Origin of the sequence: Pseudomonas entomophila, assembly GCF_023277925.1 — a bacterium.
GTDB classification, from domain to species: domain Bacteria; phylum Pseudomonadota; class Gammaproteobacteria; order Pseudomonadales; family Pseudomonadaceae; genus Aquipseudomonas; species Aquipseudomonas entomophila_D.
The window spans coordinates 3,012,450-3,034,431 of record NZ_CP063832.1 but is presented as its reverse complement, the minus strand read 5'-3'; the positions used below and the strand labels follow the sequence as shown (position 1 = coordinate 3,034,431).

The 21,982-nt window shown below is 63.4% G+C and carries 20 protein-coding genes; 14 read left to right on the top strand and 6 right to left on the bottom strand.

The features are described from left to right. Window positions 1–3: 3 nt before the first annotated feature. The 4 genes from rimM (at window position 4) to IM733_RS13315 (ending at window position 2,281) form a co-directional block, all read left to right on the top strand. The gene (rimM, locus tag IM733_RS13330) at window positions 4–540 is read left to right on the top strand and encodes a ribosome maturation factor RimM (RefSeq protein WP_248917113.1); all 537 of its coding nucleotides are present in this window, start codon (window positions 4–6) and stop codon (window positions 538–540) included. Window positions 541–543: 3 nt separating this feature from the next. Next, window positions 544–1,296, top strand: a complete 753-nt coding sequence (gene trmD / locus IM733_RS13325; protein ID WP_248917112.1) for a tRNA (guanosine(37)-N1)-methyltransferase TrmD — start codon at window positions 544–546, stop codon at window positions 1,294–1,296. Between the two features lie 42 nt (window positions 1,297–1,338). Continuing rightward, the gene (rplS, locus tag IM733_RS13320; RefSeq protein ID WP_011535315.1) at window positions 1,339–1,689 is read left to right on the top strand and encodes a 50S ribosomal protein L19; all 351 of its coding nucleotides are present in this window, start codon (window positions 1,339–1,341) and stop codon (window positions 1,687–1,689) included. Window positions 1,690–1,867: 178 nt separating this feature from the next. After that, window positions 1,868–2,281, top strand: coding sequence for an acyl-CoA thioesterase (locus IM733_RS13315; protein WP_248917111.1), 414 nt, complete (start codon window positions 1,868–1,870; stop codon window positions 2,279–2,281). Window positions 2,282–2,375: 94 nt separating this feature from the next. Here the strand turns inward: IM733_RS13315 and IM733_RS13310 are convergent, their stop codons facing one another. Then, window positions 2,376–4,196: a cation:proton antiporter gene (locus IM733_RS13310; RefSeq protein ID WP_248917110.1), complete on the bottom strand. Its 1,821-nt coding sequence runs from the start codon at window positions 4,194–4,196 to the stop codon at window positions 2,376–2,378. A 68-nt stretch (window positions 4,197–4,264) separates the two neighbouring features. Between IM733_RS13310 and xerD the strand changes: the two genes are divergently transcribed. The 6 genes from xerD to IM733_RS13280 all read left to right on the top strand — a co-directional run bounded on the left by xerD (window position 4,265) and on the right by IM733_RS13280 (window position 9,878). After that, window positions 4,265–5,161: a site-specific tyrosine recombinase XerD gene (gene xerD, locus IM733_RS13305; RefSeq protein WP_248917109.1), complete on the top strand. Its 897-nt coding sequence runs from the start codon at window positions 4,265–4,267 to the stop codon at window positions 5,159–5,161. A gap of 153 nt (window positions 5,162–5,314) precedes the next feature. Beyond that, the gene (locus tag IM733_RS13300; RefSeq protein ID WP_011535311.1) at window positions 5,315–6,076 is read left to right on the top strand and encodes a DsbC family protein; all 762 of its coding nucleotides are present in this window, start codon (window positions 5,315–5,317) and stop codon (window positions 6,074–6,076) included. Window positions 6,077–6,158: 82 nt separating this feature from the next. Beyond that, window positions 6,159–7,463, top strand: a complete 1,305-nt coding sequence (locus IM733_RS13295) for a homoserine dehydrogenase (protein WP_248917108.1) — start codon at window positions 6,159–6,161, stop codon at window positions 7,461–7,463. 51 nt (window positions 7,464–7,514) lie between these two features. Further along, complete coding sequence (thrC, locus tag IM733_RS13290; RefSeq protein ID WP_011535309.1) at window positions 7,515–8,924, top strand: threonine synthase; 1,410 nt, start codon at window positions 7,515–7,517, stop codon at window positions 8,922–8,924. Window positions 8,925–9,078: 154 nt separating this feature from the next. Then, window positions 9,079–9,474, top strand: a complete 396-nt coding sequence (locus IM733_RS13285) for a histidine kinase (protein WP_248917107.1) — start codon at window positions 9,079–9,081, stop codon at window positions 9,472–9,474. Window positions 9,475–9,596: 122 nt separating this feature from the next. Continuing rightward, entirely contained in the window at window positions 9,597–9,878 is a 282-nt protein-coding gene (locus tag IM733_RS13280) for a DUF3509 domain-containing protein (protein WP_248921172.1), read from the top strand. A 135-nt stretch (window positions 9,879–10,013) separates the two neighbouring features. On the opposite strand, the gene IM733_RS13275 is transcribed toward IM733_RS13280, so the two are convergent. Together IM733_RS13275 and IM733_RS13270 are read right to left on the bottom strand one after the other, a co-directional pair. Beyond that, entirely contained in the window at window positions 10,014–10,886 is an 873-nt protein-coding gene (locus IM733_RS13275; RefSeq protein WP_248917106.1) for a TIGR02285 family protein, read from the bottom strand. A gap of 12 nt (window positions 10,887–10,898) precedes the next feature. Further along, window positions 10,899–12,098: a CaiB/BaiF CoA transferase family protein gene (locus IM733_RS13270; RefSeq protein ID WP_248917105.1), complete on the bottom strand. Its 1,200-nt coding sequence runs from the start codon at window positions 12,096–12,098 to the stop codon at window positions 10,899–10,901. A 330-nt stretch (window positions 12,099–12,428) separates the two neighbouring features. Here IM733_RS13270 and IM733_RS13265 point away from each other — a divergent pair, with 330 nt between their 5' ends. Both IM733_RS13265 and recJ read left to right on the top strand, forming a co-directional pair. Then, the gene (locus tag IM733_RS13265) at window positions 12,429–12,971 is read left to right on the top strand and encodes a YaeQ family protein (protein WP_011535304.1); all 543 of its coding nucleotides are present in this window, start codon (window positions 12,429–12,431) and stop codon (window positions 12,969–12,971) included. Window positions 12,972–13,001: 30 nt separating this feature from the next. Further along, window positions 13,002–14,711 carry a single-stranded-DNA-specific exonuclease RecJ gene (recJ, locus tag IM733_RS13260; protein ID WP_248917104.1) on the top strand — a complete coding sequence of 570 codons (1,710 nt, stop codon included), beginning with the start codon at window positions 13,002–13,004 and terminating at the stop codon, window positions 14,709–14,711. A 1,010-nt stretch (window positions 14,712–15,721) separates the two neighbouring features. Here recJ and IM733_RS13255 read toward each other — a convergent pair. Continuing rightward, window positions 15,722–16,363 carry a TetR/AcrR family transcriptional regulator gene (locus tag IM733_RS13255; protein WP_283107461.1) on the bottom strand — a complete coding sequence of 214 codons (642 nt, stop codon included), beginning with the start codon at window positions 16,361–16,363 and terminating at the stop codon, window positions 15,722–15,724. A 170-nt stretch (window positions 16,364–16,533) separates the two neighbouring features. Here IM733_RS13255 and IM733_RS13250 point away from each other — a divergent pair, with 170 nt between their 5' ends. Further along, on the top strand, window positions 16,534–17,631 hold the full coding sequence (locus IM733_RS13250) for an efflux RND transporter periplasmic adaptor subunit (protein WP_248917102.1): 1,098 nt from the start codon (window positions 16,534–16,536) through the stop codon (window positions 17,629–17,631). 6 nt (window positions 17,632–17,637) lie between these two features. Beyond that, window positions 17,638–20,703 carry an efflux RND transporter permease subunit gene (locus IM733_RS13245; protein WP_248917101.1) on the top strand — a complete coding sequence of 1,022 codons (3,066 nt, stop codon included), beginning with the start codon at window positions 17,638–17,640 and terminating at the stop codon, window positions 20,701–20,703. A gap of 147 nt (window positions 20,704–20,850) precedes the next feature. Here the strand turns inward: IM733_RS13245 and IM733_RS13240 are convergent, their stop codons facing one another. Next, the gene (locus IM733_RS13240; RefSeq protein WP_011535299.1) at window positions 20,851–21,537 is read right to left on the bottom strand and encodes a DUF4197 domain-containing protein; all 687 of its coding nucleotides are present in this window, start codon (window positions 21,535–21,537) and stop codon (window positions 20,851–20,853) included. Window positions 21,538–21,569: 32 nt separating this feature from the next. After that, window positions 21,570–21,968, bottom strand: coding sequence for a YbaY family lipoprotein (locus tag IM733_RS13235; protein WP_248917100.1), 399 nt, complete (start codon window positions 21,966–21,968; stop codon window positions 21,570–21,572). Window positions 21,969–21,982 lie beyond the last annotated feature (14 nt).

Sequence of the window (21,982 nt, the reverse complement as noted above, 5' to 3'; positions counted from 1 at the left end):
AGTATGAACGCGACGCCAGAAAAGGCTGACGACCTCATCGTCGTTGGCAAGATTTTTTCGGTTCACGGCGTTCGCGGCGAGGTGAAGGTGTATTCCTTTACCGATCCGATTGAAAACCTGTTGGATTACCCACGCTGGACGCTTCGGCACGAAGGCAAGGTAAAACAGGTAGAGCTGGTCAGCGGTCGTGGCTCCCAGAAGGGCCTGGTCGTGAAGCTCAAAGGCCTCGATGATCGTGATGAAGCCCGTCTTCTGAGTGGTCATGAAATCTGCATTTCGCGAAGCCTTTTGCCCAACCTGGCAACCGACGAGTACTACTGGTACCAGTTGGTAGGCCTGAAGGTCATCAATCAGGACGAACACGTGTTCGGCAAGATCGATCACCTGTTGGAGACTGGCGCGAACGATGTACTGGTGGTCAAGCCTTGCGCAGGCAGCCTGGATGATCGCGAGCGTCTGTTGCCCTATACCGGGCAATGCGTGCTGGCAGTCGACCTGGAAGCCGGTGTGATGCGCGTTGAATGGGACGCGGATTTCTAAACGATGGATACCCTTCGCGTAGAAGTCGTCACGTTGTTCCCCGAGATGTTCTCGGCCATCACGGAGTACGGCATTACCAGCCGCGCGGTAAAACAGGGGTTGCTGCAAGTGACCTGCTGGAATCCGCGGGACTACACCACAGATCGTCACCACACGGTGGACGATCGGCCGTTTGGCGGTGGTCCGGGCATGGTGATGAAGATCAAGCCTCTGGAAGACGCCCTGGCCAGTGCCAGGCAGGCGACCGGAGCATCGGCGAAGGTGATCTACCTCTCGCCACAAGGCCGCAAGCTCACGCAGCAAGCGGTCAAAGGCCTGGCCGAACAGGAGTCGTTGATCCTGATCGCCGGTCGTTATGAAGGCATCGACGAGCGCTTTATCGAGGCTCATGTCGATGAGGAGTGGTCGATTGGCGACTATGTGCTTTCCGGTGGCGAGCTGCCGGCCATGGTACTGATCGATGCGGTTACACGGCTGCTGCCCGGAGCTTTAGGGCATGTGGACTCGGCGGAGGAAGACTCTTTCACCGACGGTCTGCTGGATTGCCCGCACTACACCCGGCCTGAGGTGTATGCGGATCAGCGTGTTCCCGACGTGTTGCTAAGTGGCAACCATGCACATATCCGGCGTTGGCGGATGAAGCAGTCCCTTGGTAGGACCTTCGAACGACGCGCCGATCTTCTGGAAAGTCGCTCGCTTTCTGGAGAAGAGAAGAAGCTGCTCGAGGAATACCTCCGCGAGCGGGACGATAGTTAACGTATCGATGGTGGATCAAGTTATCCATCTTAGGAGCACAGCATGACCAACAAGATCATCCAGCAGCTCGAAGCCGAGCAGATGAGCAAAGAGATCCCGACCTTTGCACCAGGCGACACCGTTGTCGTCCAGGTTAAAGTGAAGGAAGGTGACCGCTCGCGTCTGCAGGCGTTCGAAGGCGTCGTCATCGCCAAGCGTAACCGCGGTCTGAACAGCGCCTTCACCGTGCGCAAGATCTCCAGCGGCGTTGGCGTAGAGCGTACCTTCCAGACCTACAGCCCGCAGATCGACAGCCTGGCCGTGAAACGTCGTGGTGACGTGCGTAAAGCCAAGCTGTACTACCTGCGCGACCTGTCCGGCAAAGCCGCTCGCATCAAGGAAAAACTGTCCTGAGTGCAGTTTGACCGGTGGCCCAGGCCATCTTGCGAGAAAAAAAGCAGCCTTCGGGCTGCTTTTTTGCATTTTACAGTTTCTCTCTGGCCTCTTCGCCGGCAAGCCGGCTCCTACAGGTCTGGCGCTTGCCGGCGAATGCCACGACACCTTTCAAATGCCCTAGCGATGTAAACACGTCATGACTACGCCCCGAGACCAGGAAATCCAGCGTCGCACCGAACTGTCGGTCACCCGCGTGACCAAGGCGGTGTTCCCCAGTACCACCAACCACCACAACACCCTGTTCGGCGGCACCGCCCTGGCGTGGATGGACGAAGTGTCGTTCATCGCCGCCACCCGTTTCTGCCGCCTGCCGCTGGTGACCGTGTCCACCGACCGCATCGACTTCAAGCACCCGATTGCGGCAGGTTCGATCGTCGAACTGGTGGGCAGCGTGGTCAAGGTCGGCAACACCAGCCTGCAGGTGCAGGTGGATGTGTTCGTCGAGAACATGTACCTCGATGGCCGTGAGCGGGCCATTCATGGCGTATTCAGCTTCGTCGCCATCGATGAGGACAAGCGCCCGGTGCCGGTGCTGCCGCTGGACAATTGATTTTTCTGGACCCTTGTAGGAGCGGCTTCAGCCGCGATCACCCGCAAGGCGGGTGTCAGGCACCGCGTTGCCTGCATCGCGGCTGAAGCCGCTCCTACAGGTCAAGGCGGACGGATTGTTCGGTAAGCTCAGGTTCCACCAATGCCACCAGCGTCCACCCCGGTTGCGGCTTGAGCAAATCATCCGGGCTGGCCACATGCACCCAGCCGTGGCTGTCGCGGGCGAACAGCAATGTCGCCCGCTCACCATGTAGTTGCTGGTAATCCGCCCAAGTGAACGCCTCGGTCAGCGTCGTGCTGTACAGCTCGGCGCCCTGATGCAGCAGCTTTGCCAGCTGCGCATAGGTCATCGGGTTGGATCCGAGCAATTGCCCGCGGTGCTCCTCGCTGGCCCGGTGCTTATCACTGCGTTGCTTCTCAAGACCACTGGCCAGCACGAACAGCCGGCCATGGCCGAAATCATGGCGAAAGCGCGCGCAAGCCAATGCATTGAGCTCACCTGCCGGTGACAACCCCAGCAGGTGGCCGAGCCCGACCAGGTCAAGGTGGGCGTCCGCATGCTGGGAGGCCGGGTTGCCGAAGTAGGTGGGCAGGTTCTCCATGCGCGCGGCACGGATGTTCTCCCAGCTCGAGTCGGTCAGCAGCACCCGGCAGCCGAGTTGTTGCAGAGCCTTGGCGATCGCTCGCGCGGGTGGGTTGGCACCCACGACGAGGAACCCGCTCGGCGCCGGTTCCGCGACCTTGAGCAGGCGTGCCAGCGGCCTGGCCGTGGCGCTCTGCAGCACTACGGTGCCGATGATCACGGCGAAGGTCAGCGGCACCAGTAGTAACGCGCCTTCGTGGCCGGCCTCATCCAGGCGGATGGCGAAGATCGCCGACACCGCCGCCGCGACGATGCCCCGTGGCGCAATCCAGGCCAGTAGCGTGCGCTCCCGCCAACTCAGGGGTGAACCCAAGGTCGATAGCCAAACGTTCAGCGGCCGTGCCAACAGCTGGATCACCAGCAGCAGCGCCAGCACGGCGGGGCCGAGGCCCAGCAAGGCGTGCAAGTCGAGCCGCGCAGCCAGGAGGATGAACAGCCCGGAGATCAGCAGTACGCTGAGGTTTTCCTTGAAGTGCAGGATCTGCCGCACATCCACGCCGGGCATGTTGGCCAACCACATGCCCATCACCGTGACCGCCAACAGCCCTGATTCATGGACGATCTGGTTGGCGGCGATGAAGATCCCCAGCACCGCCGCCAGCGAAGCCAGGTTGTGCAGGTATTCCGGCAGCCATTGTTCACGCATGACCTGCCCGAGCATCCAGCCGCCGGCTACGCCGAGCGCGCTGCCACAGAAGATCACCCCGGCGAAAGTCGCCAGGCTCTGGCTGAGGCCATCACCCTGGGCAATGATGAAGCTGTAGACCACCACCGCCAGCAATGCGCCGATCGGGTCGATGACGATACCCTCCCAGCGCAGGATGTTGGCGATCGCCGACTTGGGTCGCACAACACGCAGCATGGGCACGATCACCGTGGGGCCGGTGACCAGGGTCAGGGTGCCGAACAGGATCGCCAAGGACCAGTCGAAGCCCAGCAGCCAATGGGTGGCCAGGGCGATCACCAGCCAGGTGCTCAGGGCGCCGACAGTGACCAGGCGGTGCACGACGCTGCCGATCTCGCGCCATTGCGACAGGTGCAGGGTGAGGCTGCCTTCGAACAGGATCAGTGCCACGGCCAGCGATACCAGCGGCATCAGGAGTGGGCCGAACAAGGCCTGGGGCTGCAGCCAGCCCAGCACGGGCCCGGCGAGGATGCCGCACAGCAGCAGGAACAGGATCGCCGGCAGCTTCAGGCGCCAGGCCAGCCATTGGCAGAGCAGCGCCGCCGCGCCAATGCCGCCGACACTCAAAAGAATCTGTTGTTCGCTCATGCGGGCTCCCTCGGCATGCAATGTTATGAAAGACTAAGCGGCATTTCGCCGTTTGCCACCGAGTCCGCATGCCTGCCCTTGACCATCCTCTGATCGACCAGTTCCTCGATGCCCTTTGGCTGGAGAAGGGCTTGTCCGACAATACGCGCGCCTCTTATCGCAGCGACCTGGCCTTGTTCAATGGTTGGCTCCAGGAGCAGGGCGTGGCGCTGCCCGATGCCGGTCGCGCGTTGATTCTGGATCACCTGGCCTGGCGTTTCGACCAGGCCTACAAACCCCGTTCGACCGCACGGTTTCTCTCCGGCGTGCGGGGGTTCTACCGCTACCTGTTGCGCGAGCGGATGATCGCTGTCGACCCGACGTTGCAGGTCGACATGCCGCAACTCGGTCGTCCGTTGCCCAAATCCCTGTCGGAAGCCGATGTTGAAGCGCTGCTCAAGGCCCCCGACCTGGGCGAGGCCATCGGCCAGCGTGACCGGGCCATGCTCGAAGTGCTCTACGCCTGCGGGCTGCGGGTGACCGAGCTGGTCAGCCTGACGCTGGAGCAAGTCAACCTGCGCCAGGGGGTGTTGCGGGTGATGGGCAAGGGCAGCAAGGAGCGCCTGGTGCCGATGGGCGAGGAGGCCGTGCTGTGGCTGGAACGCTACCTGCGTGATGGCCGAGCCGACCTGCTCAACGGCCGGCCCAGCGATGTGCTGTTCCCCAGCCTGCGCGGCGAGCAGATGACCCGGCAGACCTTCTGGCACCGGATCAAGCACCACGCGCGGGTGGCGGGCATCGACAAGCCGCTGTCGCCGCACACCCTGCGCCACGCGTTCGCCACCCACCTGCTCAACCATGGCGCCGACCTGCGCGTGGTGCAGATGCTGCTGGGGCACAGCGACCTCTCCACCACGCAGATCTACACCCACGTCGCCAAGGCGCGGCTGCAGCAGTTGCACGCCCAGCACCACCCGCGAGGATGAATGATATTCATGTTCCGCCGACCGGTGCCTGAGTACCCCTACTGCGCCGGTCTGTTGTGGTAGGCTTGGACGGTTTGTTGCAAGGGCCGACCGTTCGCCGCGTTCAAGGCGCGGGCGACGCTCATCCGGCCCCGTCCGCCCTCAGGAGTTCCCATGCGCGTGACCCAGATTTTCGCCGCCGCCGCCCTGGCGCTGGCCAGCACCTTTGCCGCCGCCGCGGCCACCGAAACGACTGCCGGTGCCGAGCAGGCGATCCGCAAGTCGTTGCAGAACCTCGAACTGGAAGTGCCGGTCGAGAGCGTCGCCAGCAGCCCGCTCAGCGGCCTGTACGAAGTCAAACTGCAGGGCGGCCGCGTGCTGTACGCCAGCGCCGACGGCCAGTTCGTGATGCAGGGCTATCTCTTCCAGATCCAGGACGGCAAGCCGGTCAACCTCACCGAGAAGACCGAGCGCCAGGGTATCGCCAAGCTCATCAACGGCATTCCGGCAGGCGAGATGATCGTCTACCCGGCCAAGGGCGAGACCAAGTCGCACATCACCGTGTTCACCGACACCACCTGCCCGTACTGCCACAAGCTGCACGCCGAAGTGCCCGAGCTCAACCGTCGCGGTATCGAAGTGCGCTACGTCGCCTTCCCGCGTCAGGGCCTGGGTTCGCCGGGTGACGAGCAACTGCAGGCGGTCTGGTGTTCGAGCGACCGCCGCGCCGCGCTGGACAAGATGGTCGACGGCAAAGAGATCAAGGCCGCCAAGTGCGCCAACCCTGTCGGTAAGCAATTCGCCCTGGGCCAGTCGATCGGTGTCAACGGCACGCCGGCCATCGTGCTCGAGAGCGGCCAGGTGATCCCAGGCTACCAGCCGGCGCCGCAAGTGGCCAAACTGGCCCTGGCCGGCCAGCAGCAAGCGGCCAAGTAAATCATTCAGTACGCCGTCGTCATGGGGTGACGGCATGTTTCACGGTCGGCGCAGGTGCCGGCCGTTCAATGGGGAGTTCACAGTGAAACCGGTCAAAGTAGGCATCTGTGGGTTGGGGACCGTCGGTGGCGGAACCTTCAATGTACTTCAGCGCAACGCCGAGGAGATCGCCCGCCGTGCCGGGCGCGGTATTGAAGTGGCACAGATTGCCATGCGCTCGCAGAACCCGAATTGCCAGATTACCGGTACCCCCATTACCGCTGACGTGTTCGAAGTGGCGAGCAACCCTGAGATCGATATCGTCATCGAGCTGATCGGTGGCTACACCATTGCCCGCGACCTGGTGCTCAAGGCCATCGAGAACGGCAAGCACGTGGTCACCGCCAACAAGGCGCTGATCGCCGTGCACGGTAACGAGATCTTCGCCAAGGCCCGCGAGAAGGGCGTCATCGTCGCCTTCGAAGCCGCCGTGGCCGGTGGCATCCCGGTGATCAAGGCGATCCGCGAAGGCCTGTCGGCCAACCGCATCAACTGGCTCGCCGGGATCATCAACGGCACCGGCAACTTCATCCTCACCGAAATGCGCGACAAGGGCCGCGCGTTCCCCGACGTGCTGGCCGAAGCCCAGGCGCTGGGTTACGCCGAAGCCGACCCGACTTTCGACGTCGAGGGCATCGACGCCGCGCACAAGCTGACCATCCTGGCGTCCATCGCCTTTGGTATCCCGCTGCAATTCGACAAGGCCTACACCGAAGGCATCACCCAGCTGACCACCGCCGATGTCAATTATGCCGAAGCCCTGGGCTATCGCATCAAGCACCTGGGCGTGGCCCGTCGCACCAGCGCCGGCATCGAACTGCGCGTGCACCCGACGCTGATCCCCAACGATCGCCTGATCGCCAACGTCAATGGCGTGATGAACGCGGTGATGGTCAACGGCGATGCCGCAGGTTCCACGCTCTACTACGGCGCGGGTGCTGGCATGGAGCCGACCGCCTCGTCGGTGGTCGCCGACCTGGTCGATGTGGTGCGCGCCATGACCTCCGACCCGGAAAACCGCGTGCCGCACCTGGCCTTCCAGCCCGATGCCTTGTCGGCCCACCCGATCCTGCCGATTGATGCCTGTGAAAGCGCCTACTACCTGCGCATCCAGGCCAAGGACCATCCGGGCGTGCTCGCCCAGGTCGCCAGCATCCTCTCGGAGCGCGGTATCAACATCGAGTCGATCATGCAGAAGGAAGCGGAGGAGCAGGATGGCCTGGTCCCAATGATCCTGCTCACGCATCGTGTGGTCGAGCAGCGCATCGACGATGCCATTGTCGCTCTGGAAGCGCTCCAGGATGTGGTCGGCAAGGTCGTGCGCATCCGCGTCGAACAGCTCAATTAATTCAGCGGCGGGTCGCCATGGCGGCCCGCGCCCAGCACCGAAGGTTTGCATATGCGCTATATCAGTACCCGCGGCCAGGCTCCGGCCCTGAACTTCGAAGACGTCCTGCTGGCTGGCCTGGCCAGTGATGGCGGCCTGTACGTTCCCGAGAACCTGCCACGCTTCACCCAGGAAGAGATCGCCTCCTGGGCCGGCCTGCCGTACCACGAGCTGGCCTTCCGGGTGATGCGCCCGTTCGTCGATGGCAGCATTGCCGACGCCGACTTCAAGAAGATTCTCGAAGAAACCTACGGCAACTTTGCCCATGCCGCCGTGGCGCCCCTGCGCCAGCTCAACGGCAACGAGTGGGTCATGGAGCTGTTCCACGGCCCGACCCTGGCGTTCAAGGATTTCGCCCTGCAACTGCTCGGCCGCCTGCTCGACCACGTGCTGGTCAAGCGCGGCGAGCGCGTGGTGATCGTCGGCGCCACCAGTGGTGATACCGGTTCGGCCGCCATCGAAGGTTGCCGCCGCTGCGACAACGTCGACATCTTCATCCTGCACCCGCACCAGCGCGTGTCGGAAGTGCAGCGCCGGCAGATGACCACCATCCTCGGCGACAACATTCACAACATTGCCATCGAGGGCAACTTCGACGACTGCCAAGAGATGGTCAAGGCCAGCTTCGCCGACCAGTCGTTCCTCAAGGGCACCCGCTTGGTGGCGGTCAACTCGATCAACTGGGCGCGGATCATGGCCCAGATCGTCTACTACTTCCACGCGGCCCTCCAGTTGGGTGGCCCGGCCCGTTCGGTGGCGTTCTCGGTACCGACCGGCAACTTCGGCGACATCTTCGCCGGTTACCTGGCGCGCAACATGGGCCTGCCAATCAGCCAGCTGGTGGTGGCCACCAACCGCAACGACATCCTTCACCGCTTCATGAGCGGCAACCAGTACGTCAAGGACGCCCTGCACCCGACGCTCTCGCCGTCGATGGACATCATGGTCTCGTCGAACTTCGAGCGCCTGCTGTTCGACTTGCACGGCCGCAATGGCGCCGCCGTGGCGGCGTTGATGGACACCTTCAAGCAAGGTGGCGGCTTCAGCGTCGAGGCCGATCGCTGGACCGAAGCCCGCAAGCTGTTCGACTCGCTGGCCGTCACCGACGAGCAGACCTGCGAGACCATCGCCGAGGTGTTCAAGAGCACCGGCGAAGTGCTCGACCCGCATACCGCGATCGGCGTCAAAGCCGCCCGCGAGTGCCGCCGCAGCCTCGATACACCGATGGTGGTGCTGGGTACCGCACACCCGGTCAAGTTCCCCGAAGCGGTGGAGAAGGCCGGCGTTGGCAAGGCCCTCGAACTGCCCGCGCACCTCAGCGACCTGTTCAGCCGTGAAGAGCGCTGCACGGTGCTGGCCAACGACCTGAAGACCGTCCAGGCCTTCGTCAGCCAGCACGGTAACCGCGGCAAACCGCTGTAAGCGTCATCCGGTCAGTGAAAAAGCCGCCCTTTGGGCGGTTTCTTCTTTAGGGACTAATCCCATGTTCTTTTCAGTCTTTTCCTATATCTGGAGGTCACAGTCCTTCCTAGAGTGAGCGCCCATCCGAGCTGGCAGCCACGAACAGGAGAAGCACATGCGCAGGCTTCATGTCCTCATCCACCAAGTCCGTCCCTCCCATCAGATTCTCCTGCACCAGGCATTCAATGCCCTCGGTGTGTTCAACGTGCGCCTGCACGATCGGTTGTCCGCCACCAAGGCCAGCCTGGCTCAGGCAACCCCACTGGATATGCTGGTACTTGACCATGGCATGCCGAGGCGCTGTGGGCAGGCGTTGATCGATCATCTTGAGCGTGGGCAGGAGCCGCATGCCTTGATGTTCGTCGGGCAAGCCGGCAAAAGGGGGCAGGACCTGGCCAGTGAAGCTCGCAGGAGGGGACTGAAGGTGATCGCCGAAGTGCCCTGGCCACTGTCGATCCACGTGCTGGACGATGCGTTGAAGCGCTTGAGAGGATCACTTGCCGTGGGGTAGGGCAGGCTAGCTGAACTGTAATATTCACTGCGCATGCTGGTAGGGAAGGGCCCGACGTGGAGAACTTCCCGTCGGATCCGAAGGTCAGTTCCTCCATGTCCACCACCCAGCGAGTGATCCGGATGGAAAGAATCTGCAGGCTGCTCAACGACGCCCTGACCCCCTACCACGCCTCGCTTGGCGCCCTCGACGCCAGCGGAAATCGCCAGTTGACCCTCTATGATGAGCAGGGTGCCGTGACCCTAAGGCGCCAGGTTTGCGCGCGACAGCTGGGCGAACAGCAACTGCTGGTCGATCTGGTCGATGGCCTGCATCGCGACCTGCAGATTGCTGAAGGCCGCCTGCAACCTTGTGTGATCGCTGCCGTGCAACATCGCCAGGAACGCCAGGGAACCTTTGCCTGAGTGTTCCGTCAGAATGATCAAGGGTGGTCTGGTGGTGCTTTGCTCCGGTATTACCAGGCTACCGCCGCAAGTCCCTGAGGACTTTCGCTTGGCCCCGGTCGTCTTCCCCAGCGGCCGGGGCTTCTTTTTGCCTGGCTATCGCGGCGCTTGATCATCGAAAAAGTGCCGGGCCTGTTCGAGGTAGTCCGTCTGCAGCTCAGGGTCCAGCCAGCGGGCATATAGCCCGGGCAATGTGTCGCGTCGCAGTTTGGTTAGCAACTGGTTGACATGGGCGATGGCTTCGCGCCCCAGGGGGGTGTCCGAGCAGCCCACATGGAGAAACTGGTAGCGGTTCACGCCCTGGATCGGATGAAAGCGGTAGCCTTCCAGCGAGCCACCCTGCTGCTGGATCAGGTAGCGCATTTCGGGCCAATAGCCGAGTAGCAGTTGCAGGCGGCCCATTTGCTGCATCTGCAGCAGGCTGGCAGTGGCGTCATTGCCATAGTGGCGGCTTAAGGCGCTGTCGGGCAATTGGCGGAGGATCTCGTCCACCTGGGCGCTGTAGCTGCGTTCGGCGACGATGCCGAGCTTGAGCTGGGTCCGGTCCAGCAACCGTTTGAGGTCGACCTGTTGTTCGTCCAGGAAGGGGGCAAGCAGCGCCTCGTCCTGCCTGCGTACTACCAGCCCGCTGCTGAGCACGCCCAGCGAGGCGAGGGAGAAATGCACGTACTTCTCACGCTCCGGTGTCCAGAGCAGGGTCGGGTCGCAGGTGAAACTCGGCTCCTGGAGCATCTGCAGGCCCCGGGCGCGGTTGACCCGGACAATGCTGTGGTCGTACTCGGGCATCTGTGCAATCAGCATTGGCAATAGCTGATCGATCACGCCCTGGCCCTTGGCGGCCCCTTCGAAGATGGTGAAGGGCGGCAGGTCGCGCACCACCCAGAGCAGGCGTTCCTTGGCCTCGGCCGCTGGTCCTGCAAGCAGGGCCAGCACCAGGCAGCACAGTGTGGACAGGCGACCGAGGCGCATGCAGCAGGCAGGTCAGACCGCGCCGGCTTCACGCAGGCGGGCGATGGCCGCCGCGTCATAGCCCAGGCCGGTGAGTACTGTGGTGGTGTGTTCGCCGAGGGCCGGGCCGACCCACTCGGTGGAGCCGGGTGTGTCGGAGAGCTTGGGCACGATGCCGGGCATCTTGAAGGGCTTGCCATCCGGCAACTGGGCCTGGAGGAACATTTCGCGGGCCAGGTACTGCGGGTCGTTGAACATGTCCTCGGCCGAATAGATGCGGCTGGCCGGTACCTCGGCCGCGTTGAGCGTCTGCATGACGTCGGCCAGTGGCAGGCTGTTGGCCCAGCGGTCGATCACCCCGTACAGCTCGTCCCGGCGCGCATCGCGGCCATCGTTGCTGGCCAGCGTGGCGTCGTTGGCCAGGTCATCGCGGCCGATGGCTTGCATGAAGCGCTTGAAGATCGCGTCACCGTTGGCGCCGATCTGCACGTGGCGGCCGTCCAGGGTGGTGTGGATTGAGGAGGGGGTAATGCCTGGCATGATGTTGCCGGTGCGCTCACGGATGAAACCGAACACGTCGAATTCCGGCACCATGCTTTCCATCATGGCGAAGATCGCCTCGTACAGTGCCACGTCCACCACCTGGCCCTGGCCGCCATTGACTTCGCGATGACGCAGGGCCATCAGCGCGCCGATCACGCCCCACAGGGCGGCGATCGAATCACCGATGGAGATCCCGGTACGCACGGGAGGGCGGTCCTCGAACCCGGTGATATAGCGCAGCCCGCCCATCGATTCGCCCACTGCACCGAAACCTGGCTGGTCTTTCATCGGGCCGGTCTGGCCGAAGCCCGACAGGCGCACCATCACCAGGCGCGGGTTGAGCGCATGCAGCGACTCCCAGCTTAGGCCGAGTTTCTCCAGCACGCCGGGGCGGAAGTTCTCGATCAGGATGTCGGCCTCGGCCAGCAGGCGTTTGAGCACCTCGAGGCCTTCGGGGTGCTTGAGGTTCAGTGTCAGCGATTGCTTGTTGCGCGCCTGCACGAACCACCACAGCGACGTGCCCTCGTACAGCTTGCGCCATTTGCGCAGTGGATCGCCGCCGTCTGGTGACTCCACTTTGATCACTTCGGCGCCGAACTCGGCACAGATGCGCGAAGCGAAGGGGCCGGCGATCAGGGTGCCGAGCTCGATGACTTTCAGGCCGGCGAGGGGTTTGCTGGGCGTGGGCATGGGGCATCCTGATGAATGGGCGTGAGGGCAGGTTTTATCACAGCTCGGCAGCGGCAGATACTGTCGCGGGGCACAAGAAATGTGTCCGTGCAGTCGGTGCTTGAAGGGCGCGGGGGAGGGCTTGGGCATAGACATTTGTGTTGTCAGTGCCGGCCTGTTCGCCGGCAAAGCCGGCTCCTACGGGTACGGCGAAGCACCAGAACGTCTGTGCACACCTGTAGGCGCCAGCTTTGCTGGCGATGCCCGGCATAGCCGGGCCAGGAACGCCCCGCTGCCGCCCAGGATCAGTTAGACTGTGCGACTTTTCTCCCCGCAAGAAGCCCATCGCCCATGGCCCAGCCGTCCACCACCTACAAGTTCGAACTGAATCTGACCGACCTCGACCGCGGCGTGTACGAGAGCGTTCGCCAGACCATCGCCCGTCACCCTTCGGAGACCGAGGAGCGCATGGCCGTGCGCTTGCTGGCCTACGCCCTGTGGTACAACGAGCAACTGTCGTTCGGCCGTGGCTTGTCGGACGTCGACGAAGCGGCATTGTGGGAAAAGAGCCTGGATGATCGCATCCTGCACTGGATCGAAGTCGGCCAGCCCGACGCCGAGCGCCTGACCTGGTGCTCGCGGCGTACCGAGCGCACCAGCCTGCTGGCCTACGGCAGCCTGCGGGTGTGGCAGAACAAGGTAGTGGACGCGGTCAAGGGCCTGAAGAACCTGAGCATCGCCGCGGTACCGCAGGAGGTGCTGGAAACCCTGGCCACCGACATGCCGCGGACCATCAAGTGGGATGTGATGATCAGCGAAGGCACGGTGTTCGTCACCGACGACCGTGGCCAGCACGAAGTGCAGCTCGAGTGGCTGCTCGGCGAGCGTGGTTGACCTGCCCTTTATCTGATTGCCGAAGGCCCCATGCGTATCGAACCCCGTCCCCTGCCGTCGACCCTGCCGTTCCTGGGTAACCTGCCGCCCTTGCTGACCCGCCTGTACGCCGCCCGTGGCGTGGAGTCCGAGGCTGAGCTGGACAAGAGCCTGGCGCGGTTGTTGCCGTTCCAGCGGCTCAAGGGCATTGAGGCAGCGGTGGACCTGCTGGTCGAGGCCATTGACCTGCGCCAGCGGATTCTCATCGTCGGCGACTTCGATGCCGACGGTGCCACTGCCAGCACGGTGGGGGTGCTTGGCCTGCGTCTGCTGGGCGCTGCGCATGTCGACTATCTGGTGCCCAATCGTTTTGAGTATGGCTACGGCCTGACGCCCGAAATCGTCCAGGTTGCGCTGGAGCGTCAGCCGCAGCTATTGATCACTGTGGACAACGGCATTTCCAGTGTCGACGGTGTGGCGGCCGCCAAGGCTGCGGGGTTGAAGGTGCTGGTCACCGACCACCACTTGCCTGGCGAGCAGTTGCCGGATGCCGATGCCATCGTCAATCCGAACCAGCCCGGTTGCGAGTTCCCGAGCAAGTCGCTGGCGGGCGTCGGGGTGATCTTCTATGTGCTGATGGCCCTGCGCGCCCGCCTGCGCAGCCTCGGGCGCTATGAAACGCAGCCGCAGCCGAACATCGGCGAGCTACTCGATCTGGTCGCCCTGGGCAGTGTCGCCGACGTGGTGCCGCTGGACGCCAACAACCGCATCCTGGTGCACCAGGGGCTCGAGCGTATTCGCGCCGGCCGCGCGCGGCCTGGGCTCAAGGCCATCCTCGAAGTGGCTCGACGTGACCATCGGCGTATCACCTCCACCGACCTGGGGTTCATTCTCGGCCCCCGGCTCAATGCTGCCGGCCGGTTGGACGATATGAGCCTGGGCATTGAGTGCCTGCTGTGCAATGACGCTGCGTTGGCGTTGGATATGGCTCAGGAGTTGGATGGCCTGAACCAGGATCGCAAGTCCATCGAGCAGGGCATGCAGCGCGAGGCGCTGGCCCAGCTCAAGGACCTGCCGGTGGAGTCCATGCCCTATGGGCTTTGCCTGTTCGACGCCGATTGGCACCAGGGGGTGATCGGGATTCTGGCGTCACGCCTGAAGGAGCGTTACCACCGCCCGACCATCGCCTTTGCCGATGCGGGGGAGGGGATGCTCAAGGGCTCGGCGCGGTCGGTAGCGGGCTTCCACATTCGCGATGCTCTGGATGCGGTGGCGGCGCGATATCCGTCGCTGATCAGCAAGTTTGGTGGGCATGCGATGGCGGCTGGTTTGTCGTTGCCTGCCGACAACTTCCCGGCGTTTGCCGAGGCCTTTGACAAAGAGGTCCGGCGGCAGTTGCGTGAAGAGGACCTGACGGGGCGGCTGCTTTCGGATGGATCGTTGGCGGTCGAGGAGTTTCACCTGGAGCTGGCGCGGGCCCTTCGTAATGCCGGGCCTTGGGGGCAGCACTTCCCTGAGCCGTTGTTCCATGGAGTGTTTCAGCTGGTCTCGCAGCGGGTCGTGGGGGAGCGGCATCTCAAGGTCGTGCTCAAGAGCGAGTGTGGGGCGGTGACGCTTGATGGGATTGCCTTTGGGGTGGATCGGGAAGTTTGGCCGAATCCTACGGTGCGGTGGGTGGAGTTGGCTTACAAGTTGGATGTGAATGAGTTTCGCGGGAATGAGAGTGTGCAGTTGATGATTGCGCATATGGAGGCGCGGTGATTTCCTGTTAGTTGGTTAGTTGGTTAGTTGGTTAGTTGGTTAGTTGGTTAGTTGGTTAGTTGGTTAGTTGGTTGGTTGGTTTTTTGAGTTGTGGGCATATCCGTTTGCCATGTAGACGCTGATTCACCTTTCCGCCCTTACGGCGGCCTACTTTGGTCTTGGCCAAAGTAGGCAAAGCCGCTCGCTCCATCATACGGCCCCTACGCTGCGCTCCGGGGTCCCTTCGCTCCGGCGCCTTCCGGGCCCGCGCGGCCTACGACTTGCTGCGCAAGTCTACATCTCGCGCCTTCGGCTAACGCCGAAGGGTGCTGCGCACCTGGCCCTCCAGACGCCTGCGCTCAGCCTCCTGAAGTCGCGAAGTTACGGGCGGCGCCTGGGCAGGCGCAGCTGTCGCTAGTTGACTGTTCTTGGCCTTGAGTGCGTATTCGCCGGCACAGCCGGCTCCTACAGGACGGTGTACATTCCATTGTAGGAGCCGGCTTTGCCGGCGAACCAAGGGTACAAACAATACATCCATCACAGCATTACAACGCCATCATTGTTTCTGCTCTTTGCTCTTTGCTCTTTGCTCTTTGCTCTTTGCTCTTTGCTCTTTGCTCTTTGCTTCTGCGAGCGCGTAGCGCCTCGCCCGGCTTTTGATCTTGATGCGCGATAGTCCAGGCGCCGCCCATTGCGACTTCAGGAGGCCGAGCGGAGTTCTTGCGTAGTGGGGCGACGGCCATGGATGGCCGTCGAGCGCTGCGCCCCAGGATGGGGCGTTCAGCGCGGTACCCACGGGAGCAAGAACGGAGCGAGGGGACCCCGGAGCGAAGCGCAGGGGCCGGATGATGGAGCGAGCGGTTTTGCCTACTTTTTCCAAGAAAAAAGTAGGCCGCCGTAAGGGCGGAAAGGTGAATCAGCATCACCATCGCCAATGGATATGCTCAAAAAACCGAAGACCATCACGCTGAGAGCTGAGAGCTGAGAGCTGAGAGCTGAGAGCTGAGAGCTGAGAGCTGAGAGCTGAGAGCTCACCCCCCATAAGCCCGCATGAACAACCCCACCACCTCCCGCACATGCACCTCCACCTCATCCCCGGTCAGCGCCGGTGCATACCCCAGCAACAACCGATAATCCGGCGCGCCCTTGACCAGGCAGAAGAAATGCTCCGCCGCTCGCAATGGGTTGTCGATGCGCAGCAGCCCCTGCTGGTCGACACAACGCAGCAGCGCCTCCATCCCGGCCAGCACCCGCTTCGGGCCCGCCTCGTAGAAGTATTGCCCGAACCCGGGGTCCTGGCTCCCCAAGGCAAAAATCAACCGGCTGAGCTTGACCGATTCATCCGAGCTGATCAGCGCCTGGAACCCCCGCGCAATATTCAACAGCACGTCCTCCAGCACCACCCCGTCGGGGTACTCGAAGATCAGGTCGGGCAGTTGGGCCTGGCAGGTCGCCATGACCGCCGCGCCGAACAAGGTCTGCTTGTCGGTGAAGTGGCTGTAGACCGTGAGTTTTGAAACACCTGCCGCCGCAGCGACCGCATCCATGCTGGTGTTGGCATAGCCAAGGCTGAGAAACAGCGACTTGGCCGCTTCGAGGATGGCCTCGCGCTTGGCCAGGTCCTTGGGCCGGCCTGGGCCGATGGTTGCGTCGTTGGACATGGGGATCCGCATCTGTTCTGAAACTGAGCATCTTACCGGGTCGAGGGCCATTCGGCTGCAACGCGCGTCGCCGCGTTATTCCACTTTTTCTGTTAGCAGCCTGCTTCCCCGACCCGATTCCCTGACTTAATATACCCGCCAGTATAAATATTCGATGCGCCCTCTGCCAAAGGTCCTCCATCATGTTGCGTCGTGCGTTGTCCCTTGCCCTGCCCGCAGCCCTCGTGCTGCTCACCGCCTGTGGCCAGCAGGCCGCGCCGCCCTCGGTGCCGCGCCCGGCGCTGGTGGTCCAGCCCCAACCTGCTGGCGCCTCGGCCGACAGCTACCCCGGCGAAGTGCGGGCGCGTTTCGAGCCTGAGCTAGCTTTCCGCATCGCAGGCAAGGTAAACAAACGCTTGGTGGAAGAGGGGCAGCGGGTCAAGGCCGAACAGGCACTGGCTGAGCTCGATCCGCAGGATGTTCACCTGCAACTGGAGGCCAATCGCGCCCAACTGGCTGCCGCCGAGGCCAATTTGGCACTGGTGCGTGCCGAGCGTGATCGTTACCAGAAGCTGCTGGAGCGGCAGATGGTCAGCCGCTCGCAGTTCGACAACGCCGAGAATCTCTACCGCGCCGGCCTTGCCCGCTTGAAACAAGCCAAGGCCGAGTTCGAGGTTGCGGGTAATCAAGCCGATTACGCGGTGCTGCGCGCGCCTCAGGCCGGTGTCATCGCCAAACGCCAGGTCGAAGTGGGGCAGGTGGTCGCCGCAGGTCAGACCGTCTTCACCCTGGCCGCCGATGGTGAGCGCGAGGTGTCGATCGGCTTGCCGGAGCAGCAATTCGCCCGATTCGGCGTCGGGCAGACGGTGAGCGTGGAGCTGTGGTCGCACCCCAACCAGCGTTTCGAAGGGCGCATCCGTGAACTGTCGCCTGCGGCCGATCCACGCTCGCGCACCTTCGCCGCACGCATCGCCTTCACCTCCAGCAGCACCCCCGCCGAACTGGGCCAGAGTGCCCGGGTGTTCATCGCCCACGCTGAGCAGGCGCCGCTTGCCGTGCCGCTGTCGGCAGTCACCGCCGAGGCCGGGCAGGCCTATGTGTGGCGGGTCGGCAAGGATAATCGCCTGGAGCGTGCCGCGGTGCGCCTTGGTGCCTACGGGGCCGACACTGTGCCGGTGCTCGAAGGCCTGCGAGCCAGCGACTGGGTGGTGGCCGCGGGAGGCCATGTCCTGCGAGAAGGGCAGCAGGTACGCCCGGTGGACCGCAGCAACCGTGAAGTGAACCTGGCGACCAAGGAGTAAGTCCCGATGGGTTTCAACCTTTCCGCCTGGGCGCTGCGCAATCGCCAGATCGTGCTGTTCCTGATGATCCTGCTGGCCGCGATCGGCGCCATGTCCTACACCAAGCTTGGGCAAAGCGAAGATCCGCCGTTCACTTTCAAGGCCATGGTCATCCGCACCTTGTGGCCGGGCGCGACTGCCGAGGAAGTCTCGCGCCAGGTAACAGAACGCATCGAGAAGAAACTGATGGAAACCGGCGAGTACGAGAGGATCGTCTCGTTCTCCCGCCCCGGCGAGTCCCAGGTCACATTCATGGCCCGTGATTCGCTGCATTCCAAGGACATTCCCCAGCTCTGGTACCAGATCCGCAAGAAGGTCGCGGACATTCGCCACACATTGCCGCCGGAGATCCAGGGGCCATTCTTCAACGATGAATTCGGTACAACCTTCGGCAATATCTACGCCTTGACCGGCTCCGGCTTCGACTATGCCGTGCTCAAGGACTACGCCGACCGTATCCAGATCCAGCTGCAGCGCGTCAAGGACGTGGGTAAGGTTGAACTGATCGGCCTGCAGGACGAGAAAGTCTGGATCGAGCTGTCCAACGTCAAGCTGGCCACCCTGGGCGTTCCGCTCGCGGCGGTGCAGCAGGCGTTGCGCGAACAGAACGCGGTCAGCACCGCAGGCTTCTTCGAGACCGCGAGCGAGCGTCTGCAATTGCGCGTCAGTGGGCGCTTCGACAGCGTCGAGCAGATCCGCCAGTTCCCCATTCGTGTCGGTGATCGCACCTTCCGTATCGGCGATGTCGCCGAGGTGCAGCGTGGCTTCAACGACCCACCCGCGCCACGTATGCGCTTCATGGGCGAGGACGCCATCGGGCTGGCCGTTTCGATGAAGGACGGTGGCGACATCCTGGTGTTGGGCAAGGCGCTGGAAGGCGAGTTCGCCCGCCTGTCCCAGGGTTTGCCGGCGGGTATGGAGTTGCGCAAGGTCTCCGACCAGCCCGCGGCGGTCAAGGCCGGTGTCGGTGAGTTCGTCCAGGTGCTGGTCGAGGCCTTGGCCATCGTCCTGCTGGTGAGTTTCTTCTCCCTGGGCCTGCGCACCGGCCTGGTGGTCGCCCTGGCGATTCCGCTGGTGCTGGCGATGACCTTCGCCAGCATGCATTACTTCGGCATCGGGCTGCACAAGATCTCGCTGGGGGCGCTGGTGCTGGCGCTGGGTTTGCTGGTGGACGACGCGATCATCGCGGTGGAGATGATGGCGATCAAGATGGAGCAGGGCTACGACCGGCTCAAGGCGGCCAGCTACGCCTGGTCGAGCACGGCGTTCCCGATGCTGACCGGCACCTTGATCACCGCGGCCGGCTTCCTGCCGATCGCCACGGCGGCCTCGAGCACCGGCGAATACACCCGGTCGATCTTCCAGGTGGTGACCATCGCTCTGCTGACTTCATGGGTGGCGGCGGTGGTCTTCGTCCCGTATCTGGGCGAACGCCTGCTGCCCGACCTGGCCAAGCTGCACGCGGCGCGCCACGGCAGCGATGGGCAGGCGCCGGACCCCTATGCCACGCCCTTCTACCAGCGTGTACGGCGAGTGGTGGAGTGGTGCGTGCGGCGGCGCAAGACGGTGATCCTGCTGACCATCGCGACCTTCGTCGGCAGCATCCTGCTGTTCCGTTTCGTGCCCCAGCAGTTCTTCCCGGCTTCCGGGCGCCCAGAGCTGATGGTCGACCTGAAGCTGGCCGAAGGCGCCTCGCTCAACAACACCGCCGAACGCGTCAAGCAACTGGAGGCGCTGCTCAAGCAACAGGACGGTATCGACAACTACGTCGCCTATGTCGGTACCGGCTCGCCACGTTTCTATCTGCCCCTGGACCAGCAACTGCCTGCGGCGAGCTTCGCCCAGTTCGTGGTGCTGGCCAAGTCGTTGGAAGACCGTGAGCGCCTGCGTGCCTGGCTGATCACAACACTGGACGAGCAGTTCCCCGACCTGCGCTCGCGAGTCACGCGCCTGGAGAACGGCCCGCCCGTGGGATACCCGGTGCAGTTCCGTGTGACCGGCGAGCATATCGAGAAGGTCCGGGCGTTGGCCCGTGAAGTGGCGGCCAAGGTGCGCGAGAACCCGCACGTGGTCAACGTGCACCTGGATTGGGAGGAGCCGAGCAAGGCGGTCTACCTGGACATCGACCAGGATCGCGCCCGCGCCCTGGGCGTGAGCACCGCGCAGTTGTCGAGTTTCCTGCAAAGCTCGCTGACGGGCAGCAACGTCAGCCAGTATCGCGAAGACAACGAGCTGATCGAGATTCTGCTGCGTGGCACCCCGCAGGAGCGTCGCGAGCTGGGCAACCTGGGCAGCCTGGCCCTGCCCACCGACAATGGCCAGAGCGTAGCGCTGTCGCAGGTGGCCACGCTGGAGTATGGCTTCGAGGAAGGCATCATCTGGCATCGCAATCGCCTGCCGACCGTCACCGTGCGCGCCGACATCTACGACAAGGAGCAGCCGGCCACCCTGGTGAAGCAGATCCTGCCGACCTTGCAGCAAGTGAAGGACGCGCTGCCTGACGGTTACCTGCTGGAAGTCGGTGGTACCGTGGAGGACTCCGAACGCGGCCAGCGCTCGGTGAATGCCGGCATGCCGCTGTTCATCGTGGTGGTGCTGAGTTTGCTGATGATCCAGCTGCGCAGTTTCTCGCGGATGTTCATGGTGTTCCTCACCGCGCCTCTGGGGTTGATCGGTGTCACCCTGTTCCTGCTGGTGTTCCGTCAACCGTTCGGTTTCGTCGCCATGCTCGGGACCATCGCCCTGGCGGGGATGATCATGCGCAACTCGGTGATCCTGGTCGACCAGATCGAACAGGATATCGCGGCGGGGCTGGACCGCTGGCAGGCGATCATCGAGGCCACGGTGCGGCGCTTCCGCCCCATCGTGCTGACTGCGCTAGCGGCGGTGCTGGCGATGATTCCGTTGTCGCGCAGTGTGTTCTACGGGCCGATGGCGGTGGCGATCATGGGCGGGTTGATCGTGGCCACGGTGTTGACGCTGCTGTTCCTACCGGCGTTGTATGCGGCGTGGTTCAGGGTGAAGAAGGGGTGAGGATGGTTGCGCCAGCAAGCCGGCTCCTACAAGTACAGCGTTGACCCTGTAGGAGCGGCTTCAGCCGCGAACACCGGCGCAGCCGGTGCCAGACAAAGCATGGTCCACAGGTAGCACGTGTGCGCCAACCTGTGGGCACTGCGAGGCTCAGAGCGCGCCGAACACTTTCTTGGCCAGGCTGGTCGCCGCCTGGGCCGGGTTCTGGCGAATGCTTTCTTCTTGCTTGGCGATCATCTCGAACAGGCCGTCCAGGGCCTTTTCGGTCACATAGTTCTCGATGTTGGCGTCATCCTTGATCAACCCCAGGCCCTTGGCTTGCCCGGCAAAGCTGTTGTATTGCTGGGCCAGGCCGACCTTGTCGGTGGCCTGCTTGACGATCGGCAGGAACTTGGCGCGAATCTGTTCGCGGCTGCTCTTGTTCAGATACTGGGTGGCCGAGTCCTGACCGCCACTGAGGATGCCTTTGGCATCGGTCACCGTCATCTTCTTCACGGCGTCCACCAGAATCGCCTGGGCTTGTGGCACGGCGGCTTCGGCGGCCTTGTTCATGCTGGTCTCCAGGGCTTCGACCTGGTCACCCTTGCCGAACATCTTCATCGCTTTGGCAGCCTTGCCGAGGTTGCCCGGCAGCTCGATGCGCACGTCGGGGTTGTTGCTGAAGCCGCCTGGCGAACTCAACTGCTTCACGGCGATCTGCGCGCCTTGGGTGAGCGCGTCCTTCAGGCCGCCGGAGGCATCGCTCTGGGACAGGTCGCCGAGTGACAGGGCCAGGGCGCTGGCCGACAGCAACAGGCCGGCGCACAGGGTGGTGAAGCGCAGGGAAGTGCGAATCATGGGGCTTTCCTTATAGACAGAATGGAGCGGGTTCAGCGAACCGGGTCGACCTTGATGCGTACCGGTTGTGTGTCGCTGCCGTCAAGCAGCACAGCATGGTGTTCGGTGTTGATGAACAGCAGCTTGCCCTCCAGCTCGATACGCGCGCTGAGCGCATAGCGGTGGCCAGGCTTGACCTGGGCGGGGTCGTATTTCAAATGGAAAGGCAGCGGCACGTTGCCTTTGACCGGGCCGGCCTGGCGGGCCAGGGTCACCGCCGGGGCGTCCATCAGCGACACGTCCTGCAGGGCGACGCTCAGGGTGGCGGCCGGTGGCAGGGCGATGCGTTGCAGGTAGAAGACTTCGCCGTCCAGGCTGGCCTGGTTCGACGGGGCTTGGTTGGAGCAGGCTGAGAGCAGGGATGCGCAACACAGCATAAAGAGTTTTTTCATGGAGTCTCCGGTGT

What these genes read in the sequence shown, in the direction of transcription:
- IM733_RS13265 (WP_011535304.1), top strand. Translation starts at nt 12,429, where the DNA reads ATGGCCCAGCCGTCCACCACCTACAAGTTCGAACTGAATCTGACCGAC.
- xerD (WP_248917109.1), top strand. Translation starts at nt 4,265, where the DNA reads ATGCCTGCCCTTGACCATCCTCTGATCGACCAGTTCCTCGATGCCCTT.
- IM733_RS13270 (WP_248917105.1), bottom strand. Translation starts at nt 12,098, where the DNA reads ATGCCCACGCCCAGCAAACCCCTCGCCGGCCTGAAAGTCATCGAGCTC.
- trmD (WP_248917112.1), top strand. Translation starts at nt 544, where the DNA reads ATGGATACCCTTCGCGTAGAAGTCGTCACGTTGTTCCCCGAGATGTTC.
- IM733_RS13255 (WP_283107461.1), bottom strand. Translation starts at nt 16,363, where the DNA reads ATGCGGATCCCCATGTCCAACGACGCAACCATCGGCCCAGGCCGGCCC.
- thrC (WP_011535309.1), top strand. Translation starts at nt 7,515, where the DNA reads ATGCGCTATATCAGTACCCGCGGCCAGGCTCCGGCCCTGAACTTCGAA.
- recJ (WP_248917104.1), top strand. Translation starts at nt 13,002, where the DNA reads ATGCGTATCGAACCCCGTCCCCTGCCGTCGACCCTGCCGTTCCTGGGT.
- IM733_RS13300 (WP_011535311.1), top strand. Translation starts at nt 5,315, where the DNA reads ATGCGCGTGACCCAGATTTTCGCCGCCGCCGCCCTGGCGCTGGCCAGC.
- IM733_RS13235 (WP_248917100.1), bottom strand. Translation starts at nt 21,968, where the DNA reads ATGAAAAAACTCTTTATGCTGTGTTGCGCATCCCTGCTCTCAGCCTGC.
- IM733_RS13275 (WP_248917106.1), bottom strand. Translation starts at nt 10,886, where the DNA reads ATGCGCCTCGGTCGCCTGTCCACACTGTGCTGCCTGGTGCTGGCCCTG.
- IM733_RS13280 (WP_248921172.1), top strand. Translation starts at nt 9,597, where the DNA reads ATGGAAAGAATCTGCAGGCTGCTCAACGACGCCCTGACCCCCTACCAC.
- rplS (WP_011535315.1), top strand. Translation starts at nt 1,339, where the DNA reads ATGACCAACAAGATCATCCAGCAGCTCGAAGCCGAGCAGATGAGCAAA.
- IM733_RS13245 (WP_248917101.1), top strand. Translation starts at nt 17,638, where the DNA reads ATGGGTTTCAACCTTTCCGCCTGGGCGCTGCGCAATCGCCAGATCGTG.
- IM733_RS13250 (WP_248917102.1), top strand. Translation starts at nt 16,534, where the DNA reads ATGTTGCGTCGTGCGTTGTCCCTTGCCCTGCCCGCAGCCCTCGTGCTG.
- IM733_RS13285 (WP_248917107.1), top strand. Translation starts at nt 9,079, where the DNA reads ATGCGCAGGCTTCATGTCCTCATCCACCAAGTCCGTCCCTCCCATCAG.
- IM733_RS13310 (WP_248917110.1), bottom strand. Translation starts at nt 4,196, where the DNA reads ATGAGCGAACAACAGATTCTTTTGAGTGTCGGCGGCATTGGCGCGGCG.
- IM733_RS13315 (WP_248917111.1), top strand. Translation starts at nt 1,868, where the DNA reads ATGACTACGCCCCGAGACCAGGAAATCCAGCGTCGCACCGAACTGTCG.
- rimM (WP_248917113.1), top strand. Translation starts at nt 4, where the DNA reads ATGAACGCGACGCCAGAAAAGGCTGACGACCTCATCGTCGTTGGCAAG.
- IM733_RS13240 (WP_011535299.1), bottom strand. Translation starts at nt 21,537, where the DNA reads ATGATTCGCACTTCCCTGCGCTTCACCACCCTGTGCGCCGGCCTGTTG.